The 24,008-nt window shown below is 59.3% G+C and carries 21 protein-coding genes; 15 read left to right on the top strand and 6 right to left on the bottom strand.

Annotated features, from left to right (window positions below):
• Positions 1 to 43 precede the first annotated feature (43 nt).
• Both GA0061103_RS18940 and GA0061103_RS18945 read left to right on the top strand, forming a co-directional pair.
• The gene (locus GA0061103_RS18940; protein ID WP_092713787.1) at positions 44 to 4,087 is read left to right on the top strand and encodes a Pls/PosA family non-ribosomal peptide synthetase; all 4,044 of its coding nucleotides are present in this window, start codon (positions 44 to 46) and stop codon (positions 4,085 to 4,087) included.
• Between the two features lie 7 nt (positions 4,088 to 4,094).
• On the top strand, positions 4,095 to 4,712 hold the full coding sequence (locus GA0061103_RS18945) for a 4'-phosphopantetheinyl transferase family protein (RefSeq protein WP_092713789.1): 618 nt from the start codon (positions 4,095 to 4,097) through the stop codon (positions 4,710 to 4,712).
• Between the two features lie 35 nt (positions 4,713 to 4,747).
• On the opposite strand, the gene GA0061103_RS18950 is transcribed toward GA0061103_RS18945, so the two are convergent.
• A complete protein-coding gene (locus GA0061103_RS18950; protein WP_092713791.1) occupies positions 4,748 to 5,695 on the bottom strand; it encodes a bile acid:sodium symporter family protein in 948 nt (315 codons plus the stop codon).
• A 158-nt stretch (positions 5,696 to 5,853) separates the two neighbouring features.
• Here GA0061103_RS18950 and GA0061103_RS18955 point away from each other — a divergent pair, with 158 nt between their 5' ends.
• The 12 genes from GA0061103_RS18955 to GA0061103_RS19010 all read left to right on the top strand — a co-directional run bounded on the left by GA0061103_RS18955 (position 5,854) and on the right by GA0061103_RS19010 (position 17,426).
• Entirely contained in the window at positions 5,854 to 6,552 is a 699-nt protein-coding gene (locus tag GA0061103_RS18955) for a methyltransferase family protein (RefSeq protein ID WP_092713793.1), read from the top strand.
• Between the two features lie 144 nt (positions 6,553 to 6,696).
• Complete coding sequence (locus tag GA0061103_RS18960) at positions 6,697 to 7,515, top strand: ABC transporter ATP-binding protein (protein ID WP_092714381.1); 819 nt, start codon at positions 6,697 to 6,699, stop codon at positions 7,513 to 7,515.
• Complete coding sequence (locus GA0061103_RS18965; RefSeq protein WP_092713795.1) at positions 7,512 to 8,282, top strand: ABC transporter permease; 771 nt, start codon at positions 7,512 to 7,514, stop codon at positions 8,280 to 8,282. The genes GA0061103_RS18960 and GA0061103_RS18965 overlap by 4 nt, the downstream gene beginning before the upstream one ends.
• Before the next feature lie 31 nt (positions 8,283 to 8,313).
• The gene (locus GA0061103_RS18970) at positions 8,314 to 9,345 is read left to right on the top strand and encodes an ABC transporter substrate-binding protein (protein ID WP_092713797.1); all 1,032 of its coding nucleotides are present in this window, start codon (positions 8,314 to 8,316) and stop codon (positions 9,343 to 9,345) included.
• A gap of 289 nt (positions 9,346 to 9,634) precedes the next feature.
• Positions 9,635 to 10,351 carry a hypothetical protein gene (locus GA0061103_RS18975; RefSeq protein ID WP_141694445.1) on the top strand — a complete coding sequence of 239 codons (717 nt, stop codon included), beginning with the start codon at positions 9,635 to 9,637 and terminating at the stop codon, positions 10,349 to 10,351.
• A gap of 6 nt (positions 10,352 to 10,357) precedes the next feature.
• A complete protein-coding gene (locus GA0061103_RS18980; protein ID WP_092713801.1) occupies positions 10,358 to 10,921 on the top strand; it encodes a T6SS effector amidase Tae4 family protein in 564 nt (187 codons plus the stop codon).
• Positions 10,922 to 11,407: 486 nt separating this feature from the next.
• Entirely contained in the window at positions 11,408 to 12,400 is a 993-nt protein-coding gene (locus GA0061103_RS18985) for an alginate lyase family protein (RefSeq protein ID WP_208603529.1), read from the top strand.
• Between the two features lie 70 nt (positions 12,401 to 12,470).
• On the top strand, positions 12,471 to 13,331 hold the full coding sequence (locus GA0061103_RS18990; protein WP_092713803.1) for a hypothetical protein: 861 nt from the start codon (positions 12,471 to 12,473) through the stop codon (positions 13,329 to 13,331).
• A 67-nt stretch (positions 13,332 to 13,398) separates the two neighbouring features.
• Positions 13,399 to 14,076, top strand: a complete 678-nt coding sequence (locus GA0061103_RS18995) for an ATP-dependent Clp protease proteolytic subunit (RefSeq protein ID WP_245304799.1) — start codon at positions 13,399 to 13,401, stop codon at positions 14,074 to 14,076.
• 107 nt (positions 14,077 to 14,183) lie between these two features.
• Positions 14,184 to 15,212 carry an alpha/beta hydrolase family protein gene (locus tag GA0061103_RS19000; protein WP_245304800.1) on the top strand — a complete coding sequence of 343 codons (1,029 nt, stop codon included), beginning with the start codon at positions 14,184 to 14,186 and terminating at the stop codon, positions 15,210 to 15,212.
• 265 nt (positions 15,213 to 15,477) lie between these two features.
• Positions 15,478 to 16,605 (top strand): LysM peptidoglycan-binding domain-containing protein, encoded by a 1,128-nt coding sequence (locus GA0061103_RS19005; RefSeq protein ID WP_092713807.1) that lies wholly within the window; start codon positions 15,478 to 15,480, stop codon positions 16,603 to 16,605.
• Entirely contained in the window at positions 16,602 to 17,426 is an 825-nt protein-coding gene (locus GA0061103_RS19010; RefSeq protein ID WP_141694446.1) for a hypothetical protein, read from the top strand. Before GA0061103_RS19005 ends, GA0061103_RS19010 begins: the two co-directional genes overlap by 4 nt.
• A 118-nt stretch (positions 17,427 to 17,544) precedes the next feature.
• Here the strand turns inward: GA0061103_RS19010 and GA0061103_RS19015 are convergent, their stop codons facing one another.
• From GA0061103_RS19015 to GA0061103_RS19035, 5 genes are all read right to left on the bottom strand, one after another.
• Entirely contained in the window at positions 17,545 to 17,970 is a 426-nt protein-coding gene (locus GA0061103_RS19015; RefSeq protein ID WP_092713811.1) for a DUF4168 domain-containing protein, read from the bottom strand.
• A 356-nt stretch (positions 17,971 to 18,326) separates the two neighbouring features.
• Positions 18,327 to 19,499 (bottom strand): lactonase family protein, encoded by a 1,173-nt coding sequence (locus GA0061103_RS19020; protein WP_092713813.1) that lies wholly within the window; start codon positions 19,497 to 19,499, stop codon positions 18,327 to 18,329.
• A gap of 70 nt (positions 19,500 to 19,569) precedes the next feature.
• The gene (kdgD, locus tag GA0061103_RS19025) at positions 19,570 to 20,478 is read right to left on the bottom strand and encodes a 5-dehydro-4-deoxyglucarate dehydratase (RefSeq protein ID WP_092713815.1); all 909 of its coding nucleotides are present in this window, start codon (positions 20,476 to 20,478) and stop codon (positions 19,570 to 19,572) included.
• Positions 20,479 to 20,516: 38 nt separating this feature from the next.
• The gene (locus GA0061103_RS19030) at positions 20,517 to 21,491 is read right to left on the bottom strand and encodes a mannonate dehydratase (RefSeq protein WP_092713817.1); all 975 of its coding nucleotides are present in this window, start codon (positions 21,489 to 21,491) and stop codon (positions 20,517 to 20,519) included.
• Positions 21,492 to 21,559: 68 nt separating this feature from the next.
• Entirely contained in the window at positions 21,560 to 22,270 is a 711-nt protein-coding gene (locus GA0061103_RS19035; protein WP_092713819.1) for a FadR/GntR family transcriptional regulator, read from the bottom strand.
• Between the two features lie 127 nt (positions 22,271 to 22,397).
• Between GA0061103_RS19035 and GA0061103_RS19040 the strand changes: the two genes are divergently transcribed.
• A complete protein-coding gene (locus tag GA0061103_RS19040) occupies positions 22,398 to 23,993 on the top strand; it encodes an ABC transporter substrate-binding protein (RefSeq protein WP_092713821.1) in 1,596 nt (531 codons plus the stop codon).
• The last annotated feature ends 15 nt before the right edge of the window (positions 23,994 to 24,008 follow it).

The following is a 24,008-nucleotide window of genomic DNA, read 5'->3' on the forward strand; positions in this document are numbered from 1 at the left end:
ATGGCACGCTGATTGTGCCGAGTTTCGTTTCGCAGAAGTTACCATGACTATCCAGATCTCGTCGATTACCCCAAATGCCAGCCTCTCGGTTTCCTCAGGCGGCATTCGGCCTGAGTTCGTCCGCAATGAAACCCTGGTGGACATATTCAAGGCAACGGTCGCCCGCAGCCCCGACAAGACGGCACTGACCCTGATCGGAACCGACCAGGCGATGACCTATGCCGAGCTCGACCGACTCTCCGATGAGGCCGCACGCGCGCTCAGCCGTCGCGGTATCGGCCCCGGCGATTTCGTCGGCCTTTGGTTCCAGCGCTCCCTCGAGCTACATGTCGCGCTTCTGGCGATTCTCAAGGCCGGAGCTGCCTATATTCCTTTCGATGCGTCTGCCCCTGCGGACCGCGTTGCCGTCAGCCTGGCCGATTGCGGCGCGACATGGCTGCTGACGCATGACGAGAAGGCCGCTCTTGCACCCGAATTCGATGGTCAGACGCTGCTCCTCAAGACGCTGCTCGCCGAAGATGACGATGGCATTGCGCCGCGTGTCGCCGCTCACGGCGATCCCGCCTATGCTATCTATACATCCGGCTCCACCGGCAAGCCGAAGGGCATCGTCATCACGCACCGGAACATCTGCCATTATCTGCGGGCGGGTAACGACGTCCTCGGCATGGTCGAATCGGATGTCGTCCTGCAGCAGGCTTCGGTCGCCTTCGACCTTTCGCTTGAAGAAATATTCGTTCCCTATCTGGTCGGCGCGACGCTGAAAGTGGCGACATCTGCTGTCATGGCGGAGCTCGACAGACTCGCCGACGTGCTGGAGGCGGAAAAGATCACGGTCATCGATACCGTGCCGACCCTGCTCACTATGCTGGAACGTGACGTCGAAAGCCTGCGCGTCATCATCGTCGGCGGGGAAGCCTGCCCTCCGGCAATCGTCAGCCGTTTCTCCAAGCCGGGTCGGCGCCTGATCAATACCTATGGCCCGACCGAGACGACGGTGGTTGCAACCTACGCCGAACTCGACCCTTCCCGACCCATCACGATCGGCTGCCCGATCGCCAACACCACGGCCTATGTCGTCGATGAAAACCAGCAGCTTGTCGCACGCGGCGATACCGGTGAATTGCTGATCGGCGGACCGGGTGTTGCTGCCGGATACAGAAACCTGCCGCAGTTGACCGCTGCCAAGTTCATCGCCAACCCCTTCGCAACCCATAACGATCCGGTGCTTTACCGCAGCGGCGACGCCGTGCTGATGGATGAAGAGGGCCAGCTCCATTTCCTCGGCCGCATCGACGATCAGGTGAAAATACGCGGCTATCGCATCGAGCTTGGCGAAATCGAGACCGTGGTCGGTGAGCTCGCGGATGTGAAAGCTGCTTCCGTAGTCGTGCATAGGCCGCCGGATGGCGAGGAGATGCTGGTCGCCCATGTGGTCACGACAGGCAGCAACTTCGATCGCGACAAGGCACGCGCCGTGCTCGCCGCCAAGCTGCCGCCCTATATGGTGCCTGCCGCCTGGCACAGCCATGTGTCGCTGCCGCGGCTTCCCTCCGGCAAGATCGACCGCAAGACGCTTGCCGCAATCCCGCTGGTGGCCGATCAGTCGGCTCAGACGCAGGAGCCGCCGCGCACATGGACCGAAGCGCAGCTGCTGAAGGCGGCGACCGAGGCGCTTCGGCTCCGCTCCATCAATTTCGAAGCCGATTTTTTCACCGAACTCGGCGGTCATTCCATGCTGGCGGCCCGCTTCGTTTCCGAAGTCCGCAAGATTCCGCTTCTCGCGGGTATCGCCCTGCGCGACGTCTATGCTGGCCGCACATTGCGCGGCATTGCCGCGATCCTGGAGCAGCGCGTGGAGCGCACCTCCAGCCAGGAGCGCAAGAGTTTCGAACCAGCTCCATGGCGCCGGCGCTTCCTTTGCGGTCTCGCTCAGGCCGTGGTGCTACCCTTCATCGTCGCGATCGCAACGCTGCAATGGATCGGCCTTCTGCTCGCCTCGATCCTGCTGATCGATGACGGTGCGTCGGTCTGGAATGAAATTCTCATTCTGGGCGGCGTCTATCTCGCTCTCAATCTCGGTGAGAAGCTTGTCGTCGTCGCCCTCAAATGGCTTGTCATCGGCCGCACAAAGCCCGGCGTCTATCCGCTCTGGGGCACTTATTATTTCCGCATCTGGCTGATGCAGCGCATCGTCCAGCTCACCGCTCCGAAATTCCTTAAAGGTTCGCCGCTTATCCGCGTCTATATGCGCGCACTCGGCGCCAAGGTCGGCAAGGATGCGATGATCGACGAGTTCGAGGAAGGCGCGATCGATCTTGTGCACATCGGCGCAAGATCCAGCCTCGGCGTCAAGATCAAGCTCGCCAATGTCGAAGTCATTGGCAATGAGATCCATGTCGGCACGATCGATATCGGCGAAGGCGTGCAGATCGGCAATGGCTCGGTCATCGGCCATAACGTCAAGATCGGCGACGGCGCCATCATCGGCGATCTGACGGCAATTGCCGCCGGCACCCATGTCGAGGCGCATACGCGCTGGGACGGCTCGCCCGCTCGCCAAACCGGCCACGCAGAACACGAAGAGATGCCTGCCCATCCGGAGCTTGGAACCGTCGGGCGCGTCTTCCAGTTCGCGGCCTATTTCGTCGCCTACAATCTCAGCCTCGTCGTCGGCCTGCTGCCGATCTTCCCGGCCTTCTATCTATTCTCCGCCGTGCAGCAGATCTACGCGCCCGGCTCCGACGAGGCCTTGTCCTGGGGGATGATCGCCGCGCTCTCCTGGCCGGCCGCCTTCCTGCTGATCGTCGTGTCCATGGCCGTCGTCGTGGCGCTCAGATGGGTGCTGCTACCCCGTGTCGTACCGGGTCGCTATTCCATCTTCGGCAATCTCTATTTCCGCAAATGGGTTGTCGGCCTGACCACCGAGGCCATGCTGGAAACCCTGAATTCGCTCTATGCCACCGTCTTCATGCGCAACTGGTACCGCCTGATGGGTGCCAAGATCGGCAAGGGTACGGAGATCTCGGCAAACTTCGCCGGTCGCTACGACCTGATCGAAATGGGCCGCGACAACTTCATCGGTGACGAGACCATCTTCGGCGACGAGGAAATCCAGAACGGCTGGATGATACTCAAGCGCCTGAAGACCGGCGACCGCTGCTTCTTTGGCAACTCTTCGGTCATCTCGCAGGGTGCCGTGATCGAAAGCGACTCGCTCGTCGGTATCAAGACGCGCCTGCCCGACTCCCTGCACGTCAAGGCAGGTGAAACCTGGTGCGGCAGCCCTGCCTTCCAGTTCCCGACGCGCGAGAGGCTGCAGGCAGCTGCGACCGCCACCTATGCGCCGCCTCTGCGCATGCGCCTTGTGCGCATCGTGTTCGAGGCCATGCATACCTCGCTACCGACCGCCATTCTCATCGTCATGGCGCTCGCAATGTCAGACATGTTGGCCAGCGAAATCGACAATGGTGCCTGGGGCAGCCTTTTCTGGACGCTGATGGCCGCCGGCCTGGCGACCTCGGCTATCCTGTATCTCGTCGCCGTCGCCTTCAAATGGGCGCTCATCGGCACCTACAAGCCGATGAACCGGCCGATGTGGTCCTGGTGGGCGATGCGTACCGAAGCCGTTGCGGTCTTCTACGGCGGGCTCGCCAGCAAGATGCTGCTCGACTATCTGCGCGGCACGCCGTTCCTGCCCTGGCTGCTCCGTCCCTTCGGCACCAAGATCGGCCAGGGTGCATGGATCAATAGCACCGACATTTGCGAGTTCGATTGCACCCATATCGGCGACCATGCCGTCCTCAATATGGGATCCTGCCCGCAGACCCACCTCTATGAAGACCGCATCATGAAGGTCGGCCGTATCACGATCGGCACAGGCGTCTCTATCGGCTCAGGCAGCACCGTCTTGTACGAGGCCAATGTGGGCGATTTTGCCGAGATCGGACCGCTGACACTGGTCATGAAGGGTGAGGCCATCCCGCAAGGAACGTCGTGGGTCGGTGCCCCCGCCCAGGCGGTTCAAGCCGAGCAGGAGCCGGCTCGGGTGGCTCAGAAAGAGGCCCTGCCCCCCGCCGCTGCGTGAGCGTGGGATGGCGACCCCTCGATTTGAGGTCGTCCTGACGGTCGCGGATGCGATCGCCATCCTCGTCCGCCCGATGCCCGGCGGACGAGCAGAGCGTGATCAGATCGCGCAAACAGCCTTGAGAACAGCCACACAGCGGGACGATCTTGCCATCTATCGCCGGCCGAGCGAGCGGCCGGCGCTGAGGCAGCCCTATCACGAGTTGGGTGTTTCGCTTTCACATCGCGCCGATCTGCTACTGGCGGGTTTTGCGCCTGACGGCGCTGTCGGCGTGGATATAGAGATCGAAGATGTCAACGGCTTCGAACCGGTGACCTTTGCCGCCGATCACTTTTCACCGAAGGAAGCGGCTGCGGTCGCCGCCCTCGATAGCGCGACGGCACTGGAGACTTGCTACCGCCTCTGGGTCGCCAAGGAGGCTGCGCTGAAGATCAGCGGTCGCGGCATATTCGACGGGCTGGACGAACCCGATCTGGCGACGCAACTGAACCTTCTCCGCACCGATGGCGCAACCATCCATCTTGGCGCCGGATCGCGGCTGCCGCCAATTGTACTCACCGTAACCCGGCTTGCCGGACCGGCCGGTCAGCCGGTCTATTGCGCCCTTGCCAGGGATATGAGCTGACCCCGTCGAGGCTGTGCGCGCACTTCAGGCCCGCATCAGGCGCGCGGCGGCGCGTCCGGGTCGTTACGTGAGGCAAACCAGTTTGCCAGGGTCGCGCCGGAAATATTGTGCCAGACGGAGAAGATCGCGCTCGGAACGGCGGCTATCGGTGAGAAATAGGCCGTCGCCAGTGCGGCACCCAGCCCTGAATTCTGCATCCCGACTTCAATCGCCAGCGCCTTGCGCTTGTAGAAATTAAGCCCGAGCACCTTCGACGCATAATAGCCAAAGAGGTAGCCGAGACCGTTGTGCAGCACGACGACGACGAAAATCAGCGGGCCGGACTGCACGATGGCCGCCTTCGAGGCACCGACGACGGCGGCAACGATCAGTACGATGCCGATGACGCTGACGAGAGGCAGAACAGGGATCGCCGCGCGAACCAGGCCGGGCACGGCCTTTTGCGCGATGAAGCCAAGCAGCAGCGGCACGATAATGACCTGCACGATGCTGATGAACATCGACCAGGCATTGACGGGCAGATATTGGCTCGCGAACATCCAGACGAGGAAGGGCGTGACGATCGGTGCGGCAAGCGTCGTCACACTCGTGCAGGCGACCGACAGCGCCACATCGCCACGGGCAAGATAGGTCATGACATTGCTCGAGGTGCCGCCTGGGCAGCAGCCAACCAGAATGACGCCGGCGGCGACCTCCGGCGGCATCGGAATGATTCGTGTCAAAAGCAGTGCCAGTGCGGGCATGATGCCAAAATGTGCGATGACGCCGATCGCAACCTCGTGGGGGCGACGCGCCAGCTCGCGGAAATCGTCTATGGATATGGTCAGCCCCATGCCGAACATGATGATGCCGAGAAGCACCACGATCCAGGGTGCAAACTGCTTGAAGAAAGCAGGAAAGAAGAAGCCGAGCACGGCGAACAAGATAACCCAAATGGAAAAGGTCTTGCCGACGAAGGCGGAAAAGGATGCCAGGAATTTCATGGAATCTCCGGGGGAAGGAGCATAATGATATTCGGCCGGTCTAAACCCGGCGCATCGCGTGTCAAGGCTTCGAACTGCCGGATCCGTCCGCTTCCATCATCTACGCAGCATAAATCCATCGAAGGGCGCGGCAAGTTTGCCTTGCAAGGAGCAAATGCATGACCGTTACCGAACCCGATCCCATATCCCGCACGGCCGCCATATCCTATGCGATCGGCCTGCCCTTGCTACTGCTTGTGCTTGTCTTCCTGCCTGCCGGCCGCCTCGACTGGCTGCCCGGATGGGTCTTCATCGCCTTTCTCGTGGTGAGCTATGCGATAGCGATCCTGATCATGCTGCGCGTCAACCCGGCGATCTTCCGAGCTCGCAATCGCTTCCAGGCCGGCACCAAACGCTGGGACATCATCCTGGTTTCGCTCATGTGCCTCGGCATGGTTTCCGAAATTCCGCTTGCGACGCTCGACGCTGGCAGAATGGCATGGTCTGTCATGCCGATCTCTATCATCGTCCTTGGTTATATCCTGCTCGGCGCCGGCATCGCTGTGGGAACCTGGGCTCAGGCGGTCAATCGCTTCTTCGAACCCGGCGTCCGCCTCCAGCGCGAGCGCGGCCAGCACGTCATCAGCAATGGCCCCTATGCCTTCGTGCGTCATCCCGGCTATGTCAGCGCGATCCTGGTGTTTGCCGGGCTTGCCCTATCGCTCGGCTCCTGGTGGGCCTTGATCCCAGCCGCGTGGGCAAGCGCCTTGCTGATCCTGCGCACGAGTTGGGAAGACGCGCTGCTGCACCAGGAGCTCGACGGCTATGCCGACTATGCCAAGCATGTCCGGTTTCGGCTGATGCCGGGCTTTTGGTAGGACTTCTCAGTCCTCTCCTGCGACATAACGAGCTGTGCAATCGATCGCATATTGACTGGCCCGACCTCGTTTGATCTGTTCGCCGAATATGGCAATGCCTGATGTCCACCGAGGCTGATGGACGTGCGGGAGGAACAGCAGAGCATGACGATGGAGGCTGTGCGGGCGGTCAGCCTGAAGCAGGTGGCGATTTCCTTTGAAATGGCCGGCAAGACGCGGTTCGACGCCGTAGCGGCCACCGATCTGGATGTTGGTGCACATGAATTCGTGGTCATCGTCGGCCCGACGGGATGCGGCAAATCCACACTTCTCAATGCAACAGCGGGCCTTTTGACGCCGGCGTCCGGTACGGTCGAAGTCTTCGGCCAACCCCTGAAATCCATCAATCGCCAGGCGGGCTATCTCTTCCAGCAGGATTCGCTCATGCCCTGGAAGACGGTGCTGGAAAATGTCGCGATCGGCCTCGATATCGCCGGGGCGAGCCATACCGAAGCCAGGAAGAGCGCTCGCGAATGGCTGGGGCGCGTCGGTCTTGCCGCTTTCGCGGATCGCTTTCCGCGCATGCTCTCGGGCGGCCAGCGCAAGCGTGTCGGTCTTGCGCAGGTGCTGATCCGCAATCCCAAGCTGTTGTTGATGGACGAGCCTTTCGGTCCGCTCGACGCGCAGACCCGCCTGATCATGGGCGATCTGCTACTGAAACTCTGGTCCGAGGACCGCAAGGCCGTGATGTTCGTGACACACGATCTCGACGAGGCGATTGCCCTTGCCGACCGTGTCGTCATCATGTCTGCCGGTCCGAAGTCCCGCATCATCGGCGACTTCAAGGTGCCGCTGGAACGGCCGCGCGAAATCGGCGAAATCCGGCACGATCCGGTCTTCAATCAGCTTCATCGCGATATCTGGCAGGCGCTCCGCGATGAAGTGATGACGGCATATCGCCAAAGCAGCGGGGAGATCGCATGAACCGCTCCCTCCTTCTCCTGCTGCAGATCCTGGTGGCGCTAGTCATTCTGGTCCTCTGGCATCTGGCGACGAATACCGGCCTCTTCGGCAATCCGAAGACCATATCCTTCTTCTTTGCCGATCCCCTCAAGGTGGCGCTGCGTGTCATCCAATGGTTTACGAGCGGATCGATCTGGTACCATCTCTGGATCACCTTGTCGGAATCGATCCTGGCCTTTCTGCTCGGGGCTTTCGGCGGCATCGTTTTCGGCTTCTGGTTCGCTCGCCGGCCGCTGGTCGCGGCGGTATTCGACCCTTATGTGAAGGCGGCGAATGCCCTGCCCCGCGTCGTGCTCGCGCCGATCTTCGCGCTGTGGTTCGGCCTTGGTATCTGGTCCAAGGTGGCGCTCGGCATCACGCTGGTCTTCTTCATCGTCTTTTTCAACGTCTATCAGGGCGTCAAGGAGGTCAGCCAGCCGGTGCTGTCCAATGCCCGCATGCTTGGCATGAACGAGCGTCAGCTGCTGCGCCATGTCTATCTGCCCTCCGCACTTTCCTGGGTGTTTTCCAGCCTGCATACCTCGGTGGGGTTTGCCGTCGTCGGCGCGGTCGTCGGCGAATATTTGGGCTCCGCCGCCGGTCTTGGCTATCTCATCCAGCAGGCCGAGGGTGTTTTTGATGTGACCGGCGTTTTTGCAGGCATGGTTGTGCTGACGGCCTTCGTTCTGCTGGTGGATTGGGTGATGACGATGGTTGAACGACGGCTGCTTGCCTGGCGCGGCCAGTAGCGAAAGAAAACAGTGACGTGGAGGAAAAACTATGGAACGCAGAACATTTCTGATCGGAACGGCAAGCGTCGGCATCGCCGCCTCGCTTGCGGGCATTCTGCCGGCGATGGCTCAGGACGCGAAGCCGGAAAAGCCGGATCTGCTGATCGGCGTCGGCGGCAAGCCGCTGCTCTACTACCTGCCGCTGACGATCGCCGAGCGGAAAGGCTTCTTCAAGGAAGAAGGGCTGAATGTCACCATCAATGATTTCGCCGGCGGTTCGAAGTCGCTCGAAGGCCTGATCGGCGGCTCGCTCGATGTCGTCGCCGGCGCCTACGAGCATACGATCCGCATGCAGAACAAGGGGCAGGATATCGTCGCGATCTGCAATCTCGGCCGTTATCCGGGGATTGTCATTGCCGTGCGCAAGGATCTGGCCGGCGAGATCAAGTCGATGGCCGACATGAAGGGCCGCAAGATCGGCGTGACTGCGCCGGGATCGTCGACGGCGCTGATGTTCCAATATGCCATGCTGAAGAACGGGCTGAAAACCGACGATGCATCGCTGATCGGCGTCGGAGGCGGGGCCGGCGCGGTAGCCGCGGTCAAGAGCGGTCAGATCGACGGCCTTTCCCATCTCGATCCAGTTATCGCGCAGTTGCAGTATGACGGCGACATCACGGTGCTTCTGGACACGCGCACCGAGGCCGGTACGCGTGCGCTTTTCGGCGGCCCGAACCCGGCCGCGACCGTCTACATCAAGCGCGAATTTGCCAAAGAGAACCCGATCACCACGCAAAAGACAGTCAATGCCTTCATGAAGGCCCTGAAATGGATCGCGACGGCAAGCCCCGAAGATGTCGCCGGCGTCGTTCCGGAAGAATATCTGCTCGGCAATCGCGATCTCTATATGCAGGCCTTCAAGAATTCCAAGGAAATGTATTCCCCGGACGGCATGGTCACGATGGAAGGCTATAATTCCATGATGGGCGTGTTGAAGACGCTCGATCCCGAGCTCGCCAATGCCGACGTACCCTTCGAGAAGACATTCGATCCGACTTTCGCCAAGGCCGCAAAGACCTGATCCAAGCAATAGGTATGCCCGGCGGTTGGCCGGGCACACCTGTCCCCCGTCGGCTCTCCGGGGCTATCGAACCGAAATCCCTATCAGATTGAGCAAGCGCCGACGAATCGGCGTGATGCTGTCGAAGAAAACTCTCGCCTTATCGATCCAGCTGGCTGCTGCCTTTGCACGTCACGCGATCATAACGGCAACTAAAAGCTCCCATCCCTCTCGAAAAAATCAACCGGAGGCCTAGATCACGCGTGGTAGTGTGATCTGAGGTGTTGCGAGGCTATGTTGCCCGTGCCTTTTGGCGGCTTCATTCGCCGTCAAACGCCGGAATTCAAGCGGAAACCTATGGAGTACCAACGGCATGGCTTCACTTGCCAAAGTGTTTCGAGCGCCCTTCCTAATTGCCTTGTTTATCCTTTCCTGTGCGCTCTCTGCTGCGTGGGCCGATGATGCCGGCCAATCATCAAGCGGGACTGGGCTCCCGCGGCCGACGAGCAGCTATACGGCGACCTCTGCGGATGGCGTACCGGTAAGATTGAACTACTTCTCTCCGCAAGACGGTATTTCGGTCGTCTTCGTCATCGGTGAAACAGGCCAACCACTGAAGACGCTTCCATCCATCGAAGAACAGGGAAAGCTCCTGGATGGCTTGCTGGGTCAGTTGGTCAGCGAACATAAGGACTTGCCGGCGACCTTTCCCCTCTTCCTGACGGGAACCAAGGATAGCTTGACGACGGAGCTGGCGGCCAAGCTGCATGAAAAGGACGCCAACTGGAATCCGAAGACCGGTCAACCCAAGCGCGGCCATTTCAACGAGGTTGTCACGGCCGAGCTAAACACGATCCTTCAGTCGTCACCCATCGCCCAGGCTTTCCAGTCCCATGGCTACAAGCTGGAGCTGACGGATATCGAAAAGATCGAAATGCAAGTTCCCGCCAAGAAAGGCGATGGAAAATATCCGCAATACATCAACTCAATGGATATAGACGCGACCAAAATGTCAACCGGAGGATGACGTGAGATGAATCAGCAGGTACGTTCTCATTTGAGACCCTCTTTCGATGATCTGGTAAAGAACTATCCCGATCCGCGAAGGGTCAAGTTGAAGCCCCTGAAGGAGATTATCGGCGGCGGTCTTACGACGGACTGGGCGATGAACAGCATCGGCGACAGCTGCACCCTTCGCATGAGCCGCGCGTTCAATTATGGTTCCAGCTATCAGATCCCAGCACATTTTCCGGGCTTGCGAACTTTGGCGGGCAAAGATGGATTGCGCTATGCCTATGCGGTTCAGGAATTTCACAAATGGCTGAAACAGCGCCTCGGCGCGCCTGACCTTATCGTGAAGGGCAAGCCCGTCAGCCGCGACAGTTTTGCCGGCAAGAAGGGGATTATCATTTTCGACATCGTCTTTGGGCCGAATCCGGATGGCACGCGTGCTCTTGGCCATGCCGATCTCTGGGACGGCCAGACCTTCTATGACGAGCTCGACGGCACCAGCAGACCGGACCGTGACTTCTTCACCATAGCCGATAGCGTCTCGCTCTGGATTTGCCCCGGAACGACGAATTTGGCTAGCCGCTGACAACGCCATTTGCTCGAAAAATAGTCCCGCCGATCAAAGAAAGCCGCCGCCGGGGAGAAGCGAAATCCCAGGCCCTTTATCTGGACGGCCTTACAAGAAGAGCGGCTTCCGTCGCCCGTGGAAGCCGCGAAGCGGATAAATTCACCCATGGGCTGGCGAGGCGAACCACTTTTCCTGGGTCCAGCTAGAGGCAATCCTCACCGACCTGGAAACGCCTGCGTTCAGGAGATTTTCCCGCAGCCAGCGGCAGCTGTGTTGGGCCGCTGCCCTGCCACCACGACTAGCCCGCAGTTCGTGGCTCCAGTTGCTGTTTCCGGATGCGAACCACAAGTCACCTCATTGGCTCCTGGCAGCGAAGAATTTTTTCAAATTGACCGACGGGTTTCGATCGCATGCACGTTCAAGCAGCGCAAGATCTGACGAGAACCTGAATGACAAGGCTTCTTGAGGTCGAGGCAGGCTGCGGTCCGATACTGGAGAATGAGAATGGTTGCATCATTCAAAACGCCAGCGGGCCAGAAGCGGATATATCCGGCAATGCTGCTCGGCATGTTGCTCGTCTTTGCCTTTCCCTTCGCCGCACGCGCGGAAGCCTGCACGGTCCCGCCGCCAATTTCTGCCATCGATCCACCCGGTTTCTACGATGATCCGGATGGTTATGGCAGGGCGATAAAGCCGTTGCATGCCTTTGTCGAAACGGTGAATAAGGCAGCCGATAGCGGCGACAAGGCGTGCCTGGTCGAGCTTCTGGACACTTGGGCGCGTGCGAATGCCTTGATGGCGCCGATCAAGGGCTATCAGGGATATTATGAGCGCTCATGGGCAGGAACTGATTTTGCTTTGGTCCTGCTCAGATTCTTTCCCCAATCAAAGGATGACGCTCCCGCCGTTGCGCCGCCTATCTCGAAATGGCTTATCGAGATAGCTGCCTCGACGCGGGATGCAAATGCTATCAACCGCCTCCACAACAATCTAGTTTACTGGGCAGGCCTGAATCTCACGGCAATAGGAACGCTGACGAAACGGTCCGACCTCATCGACGCCGGCATTGCCCGTGCGCGCGAAGGTATCAAGGATATCCAGCCGAACGGCACATTGGAGCGCGAGCTGAAACGCGGCGACCGAGCGCTTCACTATCATAATTTTGCGCTCATCCCGCTGGTCTTCACCGCGGAGCTGGCGCAAGCGCACCATGTTGACCTCTATTCAGAAAACAACGGAGCCATTCGACGCCTGGCAAATGTGGTGATCGATGCGGCGCTCGATGAAAGCAGCTTCTCAGCCTATACTTCGACACCGCAGCATCTTTTCCCTTGGACTTTTGCCGGCGACCTCGCCTGGATGGAGCCGTATCAGGCTCGCTTCCACGATCCACGATTGGCGACCCTGATTGCTCGGCGCCGCCCATTTATCAACCCGCGGCTCGGTGGCAACGTGACGGCCGCCTGGAGTGGACGCCCAACAACGGAGCGTCCCTAGTGGCGATATCCGGAACGACCCTATCGACCTGCGCTTCTGACCCATCTGAGATGGTCAATGGAGGACCAGTATGCATCTAACACGTCGGCAGTTTGCCGTTCTGGCTTGCGCTTTGACGGTTCCGGCAGGCCGAAGCGCCGCGGCAAGTGACGATAACGCAGTGTTCTGGCAAGCAAACCTGGCAGACCGATCAATCGCCATTTTCGGCTATGAACGCATCAGTGCCGCAATGGCATCCGACATCGTTCGCGATGGAGAGCGGATATCCGACCAGGCAACTTCGGTCTATACCGACATCGGCCCGAATGCTCCGCACTTGAAGTACTCGACGAATATAAAACAAATACCACCGGTTCTTTCCGATTTGGCACCGACGGATGCAGACGACCTGCGCCGCATCATGCCGGCTGCCGCAGGTTCCTCGGTCGATCGCCTTCCAGGATATGTGGTGGCCTTGTTGCTGATGGGCGAAGGGCAACACCCATGGGCGCCGACCGTCGAGGGGGTGATCATGGATCACGTTCGCTTCACTGGAAAGCAAATCTCCCCGCTGATAAGCGATGAGGACCTGATGTCGATATGGTCGCCACCCGATACTTTCACGCTGAAAGCGGTTGGCGCACATCAAATCAGCTATCTTCTCGAGAAGCGCCGTCAGCTGGGGCCTATCGGTGGCTATATGGAAACACTTTACAGGCAACGGCGCGTATCAGAGATCACGCAGTTGCGAGAGGAAATAGCCAAAGAAGGAGTGGTCAGTCCGCTTGGTTCTCTGGCAGGTCCGCAATTCAAGGCGTTACTCCTGAAGCAGGTCTTGAAAATTGAGTCGACGAAGAATTTTCTTCTTCTCCCGTTGGCTGTCTTACTGGGTAATGACGGCATCCTGGAACTCATGAAATCAAACGGCTTTCAGATAACGGCATTGGCATAGTGCTGCCGATGCTTGTGAAAGCCGCATGCTCCATCAAGTCATTTATCCCATTCGAGGACTATATGATATGTCAGCAATCATGAACCGCCGCGATCTCTGCCTGTATCTATCTGCATTAGCTACAGGTATGCTTGAGCCCAAATTCGCCTCTGCTCAAGAGAAGGCAAATGCGAACGGCACCTCAACGGCCTATTTGTATTTCTCCCAACCGATCGACGACAAATCGACGCTTAGTCTAACCAATGGATTGATCGACCTCAGGGCCAAGGGCTACAAAGTAATATATCTTATGCTGAATTCCAATGGCGGGAACATATCATCAGGCATTGCCCTGTATCACTTGCTATGCGCTATGGATATAACGATCAATACATACGCCATTTCCAATGTTGATTCAGCGGCAATTCTGTTGTTTTTGGCGGGAAAGGAAAGGGTCGCAAATAAAGAATCGCTATTTGCATTTCACTCCGCCAGAGAAGACTTCAGCAACGAAAAGCTTAATCCGGACGAGATCACCGAAAGATCAAATGTACTGGAGATCGACAATGATCGAATGAAGGAAATATTCAAGGAACGGCTTACAATCAACGACAAGCAATACGGCGATTTCTTCGGTCCGCAGCTCCGATTTGTAAGACCGCAGGAGGCATTGAGCATAGGCCTGGCAACGCGGATCGGTGAGATAAGCATGCAACCTCATGACGGCCTCTATTATGTTCAATCCCCCGCCAGCAAGCAGCTTTGATGAAACATGGCTCCGTTCGCGGCAATCAAGAGCACTGCCGCTATCGCACAGTGACAATCCGAACGCGACGCAGATCGACTCGTGCATCTTACGGAGATTGACCGACAATGAGTGGAAAGACGCATTCAATCCTGTCGATTTTCCGCCTTTTGTGGCAGGCCGCCGCTGTATTCGTTATGGTTTTTTCGGGCACCGCTCATTCTGAAGATCATGCGTTTGTCGGCTTTCAGGAGATAGCCCTTCCGAACGGCAGCGAGCCTCCATTGCACGCGGGTATCTGGTATCCGACGCTTGCCCGGCCCCAGGAAACACGTTTGGAGACCTTCAGCCAATTGGTGGCGACGGACGGTGCGATCGCCGGACGCGAGTTGCCGCTGGTCGTCATTTCTCACGGTGGGGCGGGATCGTTCGCCAGCCATTACGACACCGCCCTCGCGCTCGCCCATGCAGGCTTCATCGTTGCCGCGGTCGATCACGCGGGCGATACTTTCGACGATCAGCGACAGGTGCTGAAACTTTGGCGGCGGCCGATGCAGTTGAATCGCCTGATCACCTTCGTCCTCGACGATTGGCGAGATCATGCTCACGTTGACTCCAGACGGATTGGAGCTTTCGGTTTCTCGAATGGCGGTTTCACCGTACTCGTGGCTGCCGGAGGAAAACCCGACCTGAACCTGATCGACCCCTATTGCCGCGATCATCCCACTCATGATCTGTGCTCCACGCTTATGAAGGCCGGCGTCAGCTCCGTGGCCGCTTTACCGGTTCCTCCCGATCCCTGGGTGCGAGACCAGCGCATCAAGGCGATAGCCGTGGCCGCTCCGGCATTTGGGTTCACTTTCTCGACCGGCGGTTTGAACGATGTAACGGTTCCGGTCCAGCTGTGGCGCGCCGCCGATGACCACCGTCAACCCAATCCCTGGTACGATGAGGCGGTGCGCATCGCATTGCCTCATCCGCCCGAGATGCACATCGTGGCAGATGCAGGGCATTATGACTTTCTGCCGCCATGCAGTGCGGTGCTCGCCAAGCACGCGCCCGACATCTGCGCCGATCCGAATGGCTTCGATCGAGCAGCGTTTCACCACCGCATGAATGCGCAGTTGGTCAATTTCTTCCGGGCCAAGCTCCAATAAATCGCGGCTATGCCAGAGTCGTGAACCAATACGCCGTTCCGGCCGGCCAGCCTCGACGCACCGCGCAAGTTGAATTCCGCACCGCCCCTGACTGCCGCGGCCATCGGCAGCGCGACCGTTTGCATGCACCTAACGGTGGAATATCTCTACGTCAGGTATGATTAGTAATCTTATTGTCATATGACGATAGCGAAAAACTGATACGGCGTTGACAGGCGCTCCAGCCAACTATCCTATTCCGTTAAACAACACACGGGGGAAAAGTATGATCGGCACACGATATCAGATCAAGGCGGGCGATACGCTCTGGTCTATTGCCCACGAACATCTCGGCCATGGTGCGCAATGGCCGCGTATCTGGCGCTACAACAACCGCCGCGATGTCATCCGCGCCACCGGCCATGGAATTCCCGATCCGGATTTGATCCATGCCGGCAACACAATTCTGATCCCCGTTCTGCCGGGTCAACGCGAGCATGGCAGCAATGGTCATCACCATAAGCCGCATACTTCGCAGCATCATAATCCCTCGACGTCCGCCACCACGCCGGCACCGCATTCTGCCTCCCCGCAGCCGCTTCGCACCGACAACCCGGCTACGGAGCTGAAGAAGGAATTGCCGCACGTCTATTCGCCGATCTCGATCAAGTACCGCTTGAACGATCTGACGATGCCTGTCATTGAGACTCCGACGGCGACGATCGAGTTCCGCATGACCGGTGATGTCGTCCTGATGACGGACAAGCGCTACCCGGCAACCTACGTGAGCAACGGCGGACGGCTGGAGACACAGATCTCGCAGCAGGCCAACGTCGCCTTCGGCCAGCTCGTCGGCGACACGCGCTTCATCTATGATTCGAAGAAGAAAGAAGTGACGGTGCGTTCGATGCTGGTCAGCCAGAGCACAACGCCGAACGCGGCCGCTACCGCGGTTGGCGTCGAGTTCAGCTCCAGCAGCCCGATCCCGAAGCTGCGCGCCGAGGTCCGCTTCTCCAAGCTGCAAGGCAGGATCGGCCCCTTCCACTATGTCGCGATGAGCGTGGCCTTTGTGATCCTGATCACGCCCAAGGCACAGATTCCTCCGTCTGCGCCCTCGCCCCAAGCCGTGCGTGACGCGGTGCGTGTCCGCGAGCCCGAGGAAGGAACCAACTGGAGCCGTGTCATCGGCACCGGCCTGGTCATCGGCGCTGGCGTTATTGTCGTCGGCACCCTCGTCGAGGATTTCTTCTCCGGCGGCGTCGGTGTTGCCGATGATCCGGCCTCCTTCGCGGCCGCCGGCGCCTCGCTGACGCGGGGCCTCGCGATGCTTCGCGGTGCGGCCACCACAGCCCTGCCACGCGCAATGGTTCCGGCCGCCGTGCACGTCGGTGCCCGGGTCGGACTGGCGCATTGATTGTCTCACGGCGCCTTCTACTTGGCGCAGCGGTGGTTCTGGCCGGGAGCGGTTCCTACCTTCTCGGCCGGTCGACACCGGAAGAGGATGCCATTGCCGATCCTGATGCGTATGCAGCCAAGCTTGGGCGGCAGCAGGGTCTGACGATCGGCTTTGGCGATCCATCAACCTTCTACGTGCCGCCCTATCTACCCGCCGATGCGCCCGTAGAGGGCGTCGCGTTGAGTCCAGCCGACCGCACTGCCGTAAAGGACTCGCTGCACGGCATTGCCAGGGCTTTCGAAGCCTATCCGGAACAATGCCTTGGCCGGATCATCAAGGCGATCTTCATCGCCGGCAAGATCTTGATCGACGGCGCCGAAGCAGGCGGCACCTATGGGCTCGACTGGATTTTTCTCGCCGCACCCTCCAACGTATCGGCCGAAACGCGTCAGCTGACCGCGGAGCTTGGCGTGCACCACGAAACGAGCTCCTTCATCTGGCTGCGCAACGATGCCCTGCAACGCGCTTTCACCGCGCTCGAGCCGGCCGGTTGGCAATTTCAGAACAGTGCGACCGATCAGATCGCTCGCAATGGCCAGACTGCGCCGCCGGTGGAAACCGGCTTTCTCTCCGCCTATGGCGCAACGACCTCGGAGAATGACTTCAATACCTATGCAGAAATCGTGTTTTCCGATCCGAGGCGTCTGATAAAGCTGGCCGAAAGCGTACCGGTCATTGCGAAAAAACTCGCGCTGACACTCGATTCCTACGTCGCCATCGACGAGCGGCTGCGCGAGACCTTCGCTCGAAACGGCCTGCTGAAAGCAGCCGGGCGATAGACCGGCCGATCGCCTTACCGACATCGCGATGAAGAAGCCGGTCGATGCCGCGCCAGGATGCGGCACCTGGCGCGGCATCGACCTGGTATCACTCCACGTGGAGATCTCGTGCCGTCGTTTACTGCTGTGCAGGTGCGGCTTTCTGAATCTTGTCCTGGACTTTCTTGACGAGTGCCGGATCCTTCTTCGCAGCCGTTAGAATTGCGTTGTATTCGTCTACCGACATCCCCGGAGAAGTCTGAACAGCCTGCACCATCTGCTTGCTTGCCTCGGTCTGCAGCTGTTGTTTCGCGGTCGGATCCTGTGTTGCGCCGATCTTGGCCGAATATTCCTGCCTGATCTTGTCCACCTGGAGATAAGCGACCGCAAAAGCCTCTATTTTCTGATCACTGACTGTGGCAGCAGTAGCATTGCTAGCGGGCTGCTGCGCTTGGGCAGGCTGCTGCTCTTGTGTTGCTTGCTGTGCAAACGCTTGATTGCTGAGAACCATCAGGCTCAAGGCTGCAGCGGTCAACGATGCAGCGGGGATATGACGAATAATCATCTCAATTCCTCTTAGTCGTGCGGGGGGAACACCTCTTTGATGGCGTAGAGCGAAGGTTGGCATATCGTATTAGATTCAGCCGCCGGTTAGGGTTGAGGAACGATCCGGCGGCAATGTGGCCGTCAAACGTTTTCTGTAAGGCAATAGCGTGGCGATCCGCTGGCCATGGCGCGGCAGCTTCATGGCGATCGCTCATCGCGTGCTCATGACCGTCATTGGCCTAAGGAAGCGGTCGGTTTGACAATCGGACCGCTCAAAGCCGCAGGCCGTATCGATTAGGTATCGCCTCGGCCGCAATGGATTACACGCCCACTCGCCTCACCGCGAGACGAAGTGGCCGTGATCCCTGTTTATTTTCAGGGAAGAGTGACGATCTCGACCCAGTTCGCGCCGGCGTCGACGGGATAGCGGTTGATCGGCGTGAGCGCGCCGTTCGCCTGGTCGATGGCATAGACGGCGATCCTGTCGGATTTTTCGCCGGTCGCGATCAGGAAGCGGCCCGACGGATCGATGCGGATGCCGCGCGGCTGCTTCTCGGTCGGATAATTGGCAACGTAAGTGAGGTTGCCGCTCCCGTCCGCAACATGGAAGAGGGCGAGCTTGCTGGTGGTCCGCTCGGTCGTATAGAGGAATTTGCCGTTCGGAGTGATGCCGATATCGGCAGCCCAGACCTTCGGCTTGCCGTCATCGACGGGTGCGGCCGCCGGCGCCGTGGCGTTGAACGGCGGCGGAGACGGCGGGGCAATGCCCGGAGACAGGCCTGCATCGTCCGGAACGGACGCGACGCTTTCGATTTCGGTGAGCGTCCCCTTTGCCGGATCGAGGCTGTAGTGAATGACGTGGCCGGTGAGTTCGGTGACGACATAGACCGATTTGCCGCCCGGCGAGAAAATGATATGGCGCGGCCCGAAGCCCGGCTTGGTGGCGATCTCAGGCGGATTGTTCGGCTCCAGCATGCCGGTCTCGGGATTGAGCACGAACTGCAGCACGACGTCGGAACCGAGGTTGGTCGCAAAGACATATTTGCCTGTGGGGTCGCTGACGATCGAATGAGCATTGCGACCGGTCAGGATCATCTGGCGAGTGCCATCCGTCACGCGGCCATCCGGATCGATCGGCAGGACCGCGATCTTGTTTCCGCCATAGGACGAGGTAAAGAGCAGGCGTCCGGAGGGATCGGTCGAGACATAGGGCATGCTATCGGGCAAGGCCGCGACCGCCGCCTGTGTCAGATTTCCGGTTGCGGGATCGATCGCCAGCGTCAGCACCCGGTAAGGCTGCGAGCGCACGACGGCATAGAGATGCTTCTTGTCGGGGCCGACGGTCATCGGCATGACCATTTTGCCCGCATCGAAGGTCGCCGCCGGCGTCAGGGTGCCAGCCTTCTCGTCCATGCTGTAGCTGTCGATCTTCCCGTTCGTCGCCGCGGAGACATAGACGAATGTCCTGGCAAACACATCCTGTGTCGACGCAAGCATTGTCGAGGTCGCCATGATCGCGACAAAAATTCCAGATGATAATCTAACCACCAGTATCCTCCTCCCACAAAGAGCGATCGCCGGCATTGCCGACGATCATTTGCGTCCGCTTGGCTACGCTTTACGCAGCCTTGGCTGTCTCGATGATCTTTGCGAGCGCTGCCAACTCCTCCGGCGTCAGATCGGTTAGCGGCGGGCGCACCGGGCCGGGATCTTTGCCGAGAACGCGCAAACCGGCCTTGATGATCGAGACCGCATAGCCCTTCTTCCGATTGCGCAGGGCGACGAATGGGAAGAAAAAGCCCGTGAGGATTTCATCGACCGTTGCCTGGTCCCCGCTCCGCAACGCGCTGTAGAAACGCTGGGCAAGCGCGGGAATGAAATTGAAGACGGCGGAGGAATAGGTCGTGACACCGGCTGCGAAATAGGCCTGGGCGTAGACTTCATGTGTCGGCATGCCGCCGACATAGACGAGACGGTCCTTGAGGGTCGTGGTGATCTCGATCACCTTGTCGACATCGCCGACCCCGTCCTTGTAGCCGATGAGATTGGGGCACTCGTCGGCAAGCCGCGCGATGCTGTCGGCGCTGAGCACCGCATTGTCGCGGTTGTAGACGATGACGCCGATCCCGACGGATTGGCATACCGCCTTGACATGGGCGATCAGGCCGGCCTGTTCCGCAAACATGAGATAAGGCGGCAGGAGCAGCAGACCGTCGGCCCCCGCCTTCTCGGCCGCCTTGGCGATCTCGATGGCGAGCGACGTGCCGTAGCCCGCTCCGGAGATGATCGGCGTATTGCCCGCGGATGCCTTTGCCGCACGGACGACCTGCGGGATTTCGGCGGGATTGAGGGAGAAGAATTCGCCGGTTCCGCCGGCGGCAAAAAGAGCGGCGGCGTCATAGCCTGCCAGCCATTCGACATGGCGGCGGTACTTCGCCTCATCGAATTTGAGGTCGCTGTCGAAATGGGTGACGGGAAAGGACAGCAGACCGCTGCCAACCGCCTTTTTCAGTTCAATCGGGTTCATCTTGGAATCCTGTTATCGATCGGTATGGACAATGGGTCTCAGGCGCCTTCGAGCGACTGAATGAGGGCGGCGATATAGCCATAGCAGAAGGCGAATGCGACGCCGGTCGGGTCCCGGCCGCTGATGGTCGGCACATGATCGGGCATCAGCATGTATTGATAGCCGACTTCCTTGTAGACCTTCGCGGAGCGGACCATGTCCATGTCGCCCTCGTCCGGAAAAGTCTCCATGAAGGAGAGTTTGCCGCCGCGAATGTTGCGGAAATGAACGTTGAAGAGTTTGCCGCGCGTGCCGAACCAGCGGATGATGTCATCGATTTCCTCGCGCGGATTGTCGAGCATCTCGCCGACCGATCCCTGGCAAAAGTTCAGCCCGTGATAGGGGCTTTCGCGCATCAGCACGAACTTCTTCAAGCCTTCGACGGAGCCGAGCACGCGCGTGACGCCGCGATAACCCGGCGGCGTATAGGGATCGTGCGGATGGCAAGCGAGGCGGACGCGGTTGCTCTCCGCCACGGGCACGACCCGCTCCAGGAAATAGTCGATGCGCTCCCAGTTCTCATCTTCCGACAAGATGCCGGCGAGGCCGGGGGCCGCCTGGTGATCCGCCTTATCCCAGCGGAAGCTCGCATTCATCGAACCGCCGCGTCCAGCTTCTTCCGGCGTGCGTGGAATGCCGATGAGATTGAGGTTGTATTTCGCGGCGGGAATGCCGGCCGCCGCCACATCTTCGATGAGCTTGCAGACCGCATCGATCTGGCGATCACGATCCGGCCCGGCAAGCAGAATATCAGGATAGGATGCCTTTTCGATCGGCTGAGACGGCAAGGGAAGCTGGATCATATCCAGAATCAGTCCAAAACTCTCGACCTTGTCGCGGAGGCGCTCAAGATCGGACAGCGTCCAGCTCTCCGGCTTTCCCGGCGGGTCCGCACATATATGCTTCAGCCCCAATTGCGCGAAAACGCGATAATCGTCGTCGTCCCGCGCCTCGACCTGTGTTCCTACATACACCGAGCGTCTCTCCCGTATGATTGATCCATGTCATATGACATAATATGAATTTCGTGAAGTGTCGAGAGCTATTGCAACTCGGCGAGCAGGCGATAGCGTCGCTGGCTGGCCAGCATATGTGCCCGCATCGCCTGACGCGCTCGCTCAGGGTCCTGATCGGCAATCGCCGTCAGGATTTCCGCATGCTCGGCATGCACCTTCTCCAGATAGGCGCGATCATTCGCTTCAGGCAATGTCGGAAACTGTCTACGCGGAATGGTTCGGGCGCCGAAATGCCGGAGCACGTCGACATAGAAACGGTTGTTCGTGGCAGCGGCTATCGCCATGTGGAATTCATAATCCGCTTCGACGGTCGATAGCCCCTGCTCTATCAGCAGCGCCATCCTGCGGTTGGCGGCAGCTATCGCCGCTTCCTGTTCGGCCGTTCTGCGATAGGCAGCGATTGCCGCCGCCTCGCCTTCCGCAGCCATGCGGAATTCCAGCAGTTCCAGCGTCTCGGGAATGCTCTTGACCTCGACCGGCGTCAGCAGCAGGCCGGATCGTGCCGACGTTTCGGAAACGAATACGCCCTTGCCCTGAACAGGCTTGACGAGGCCTGCGGCACGAAGATCGGCAATCGCCTCGCGCACCACGGTCCGGCTGACATCGAAGGCCGCTTCGAGCTGCGGTTCCGTCGGAAGCTGGTCGCCTGCCTGAAGCTTGCCCGTCTCAATCTGCATGCGCAAGTCATCGATGACCCTTTGTGCCAGCCTTTGCCGGCTCCTGCTGAGTATCGTCATTCCCGCCCCGTTCATTTTCATCAAGCCGCCGGCATGGCCTTGCAAACCACGCCGATCTTCGATAAATCATAATATGACATGCGGATAACATCATACGTATTATATAGTATTCGAGGGAGGAAGCATAATGAAGCACTTTTCGAAAGCCATGTTTGTAGGCGTTACAATCGGCATGCTGACACTGGCTGCGCCGCAACTTCAGGCGGCCACGCCTAAAGATCAGTTGGTAATCGGCACGTCGCTCGCGCAGGTGCTGTCCCTCGATCCGCAGCAGGCCACCGAACCCAAAGCACTTGAAATCCTTGCCAATCTCTATGATCGGCTTGTCGCAACGACCACGGATGGCAAGATCGTACCGCAGCTGGCGGAAAGCTGGACGGATGACGGCAAGTCACTGACGCTGAAATTGCGGGATGCCACTTTCGCTTCAGGCAATCCAGTCACCGCCAATGATGTCGTCTTCTCCCTGACCCGGCTGATGAAGCTCAACCAGTCTGGTTCCTCCTATTTCAAGCGCATCGGTTATTCCACCGAAACCGTCGCCAATCAGATCCATGCGGTCGATGCCAAGACGGTGCGCATCGACCTGACGGACAAGGTGACGGCTGAAGGGCTGCTTTATCGGCTGGCGCTGGGCGTTTCGAGCGTCGTCGACAGTGTCGAGGTGCAAAAGCATGTTGCAAACGACGATTCAGGAAACGCCTGGCTGCGTACCCATTCGGCAGGTTCCGGGCCGTTCACGCTGAACAAATGGACCCCGAACGAGATCGTCATTCTGGATGCCAACAAGGCCTATGTCGGCGGCGCACCGAAAATGCGGCGCGTCATCATTCGCCACGTGCCGGAAAGCCAGGTCGAGCGGCTGATGCTCGACCGCGGCGATATCGATATCGGCAATGCGCTGTCCAAGTCCGATCTAGAAACCTTCGAGACCAAGAGCAATTTCGTCATCCAGCGCGTGCCCACCGGCGGTTTCTACGTACTGGCGATGAATGCGGGCAACCAATATCTCGCCAACCCCAAGGTTCGTGAAGCCATCGCCTATGGCATCGATTACAAAGGCATCGAGAAGACCATCATGGGTCCCTACGGCCGGGCACGAAACATTCCCGTTCCGGAAAACTTCGAATACGCGCTTCCGAATCCGGACTGGCATCTCGATGTCGCCAAGGCAAAGCAATTGCTCGCGGACGCGGGCTTCAAGGACGGCTTTTCGCTGACGCTGAAGACGATCTCGCAGACGCCGCGCATCGATCTGGCAACCGCCATTCAGGCCTCCCTCGGCCAGATCGGCATCAAGGTCGAAATACAGCAGGGCAACGGTTCCGAGATCATCGCCGCCCACCGCGCGCGCAACTTCGACCTGCTGCTGCCGCAGACGAGCGCGCTGATGCCCAACGTTCTCGGCTCGATGGATGATTTCGCCAACAATCCCGACAACCGGCTCGAGGCCAACAATGCCGGCAATTTTGCCTGGCGTTCGGCCTGGGATATCCCCGGATTGACGGCGCTCGCGGAAAAGACCTCGGTGGAGCCCGATGCCAAGAAGCGGGCCGAACTCTATACTCAGATGCAGCAGATGTTCGTCGATCTGAAGCCGGCGCTCCTGCCGCTTTTCGAACGGTTCGAACCCCTTGTTCTCTCTGCCAGGGTCAAAGGCTATCTCGGGCATCCCAACCAGATGACCCGCCTTGAAAACGTGACCAAGGCCGACGCCGAATAAGCAATCGAAGGCAGC

Source organism: Martinezella multihospitum (assembly GCF_900094585.1).
Lineage (GTDB): Bacteria > Pseudomonadota > Alphaproteobacteria > Rhizobiales > Rhizobiaceae > Rhizobium > Rhizobium multihospitium.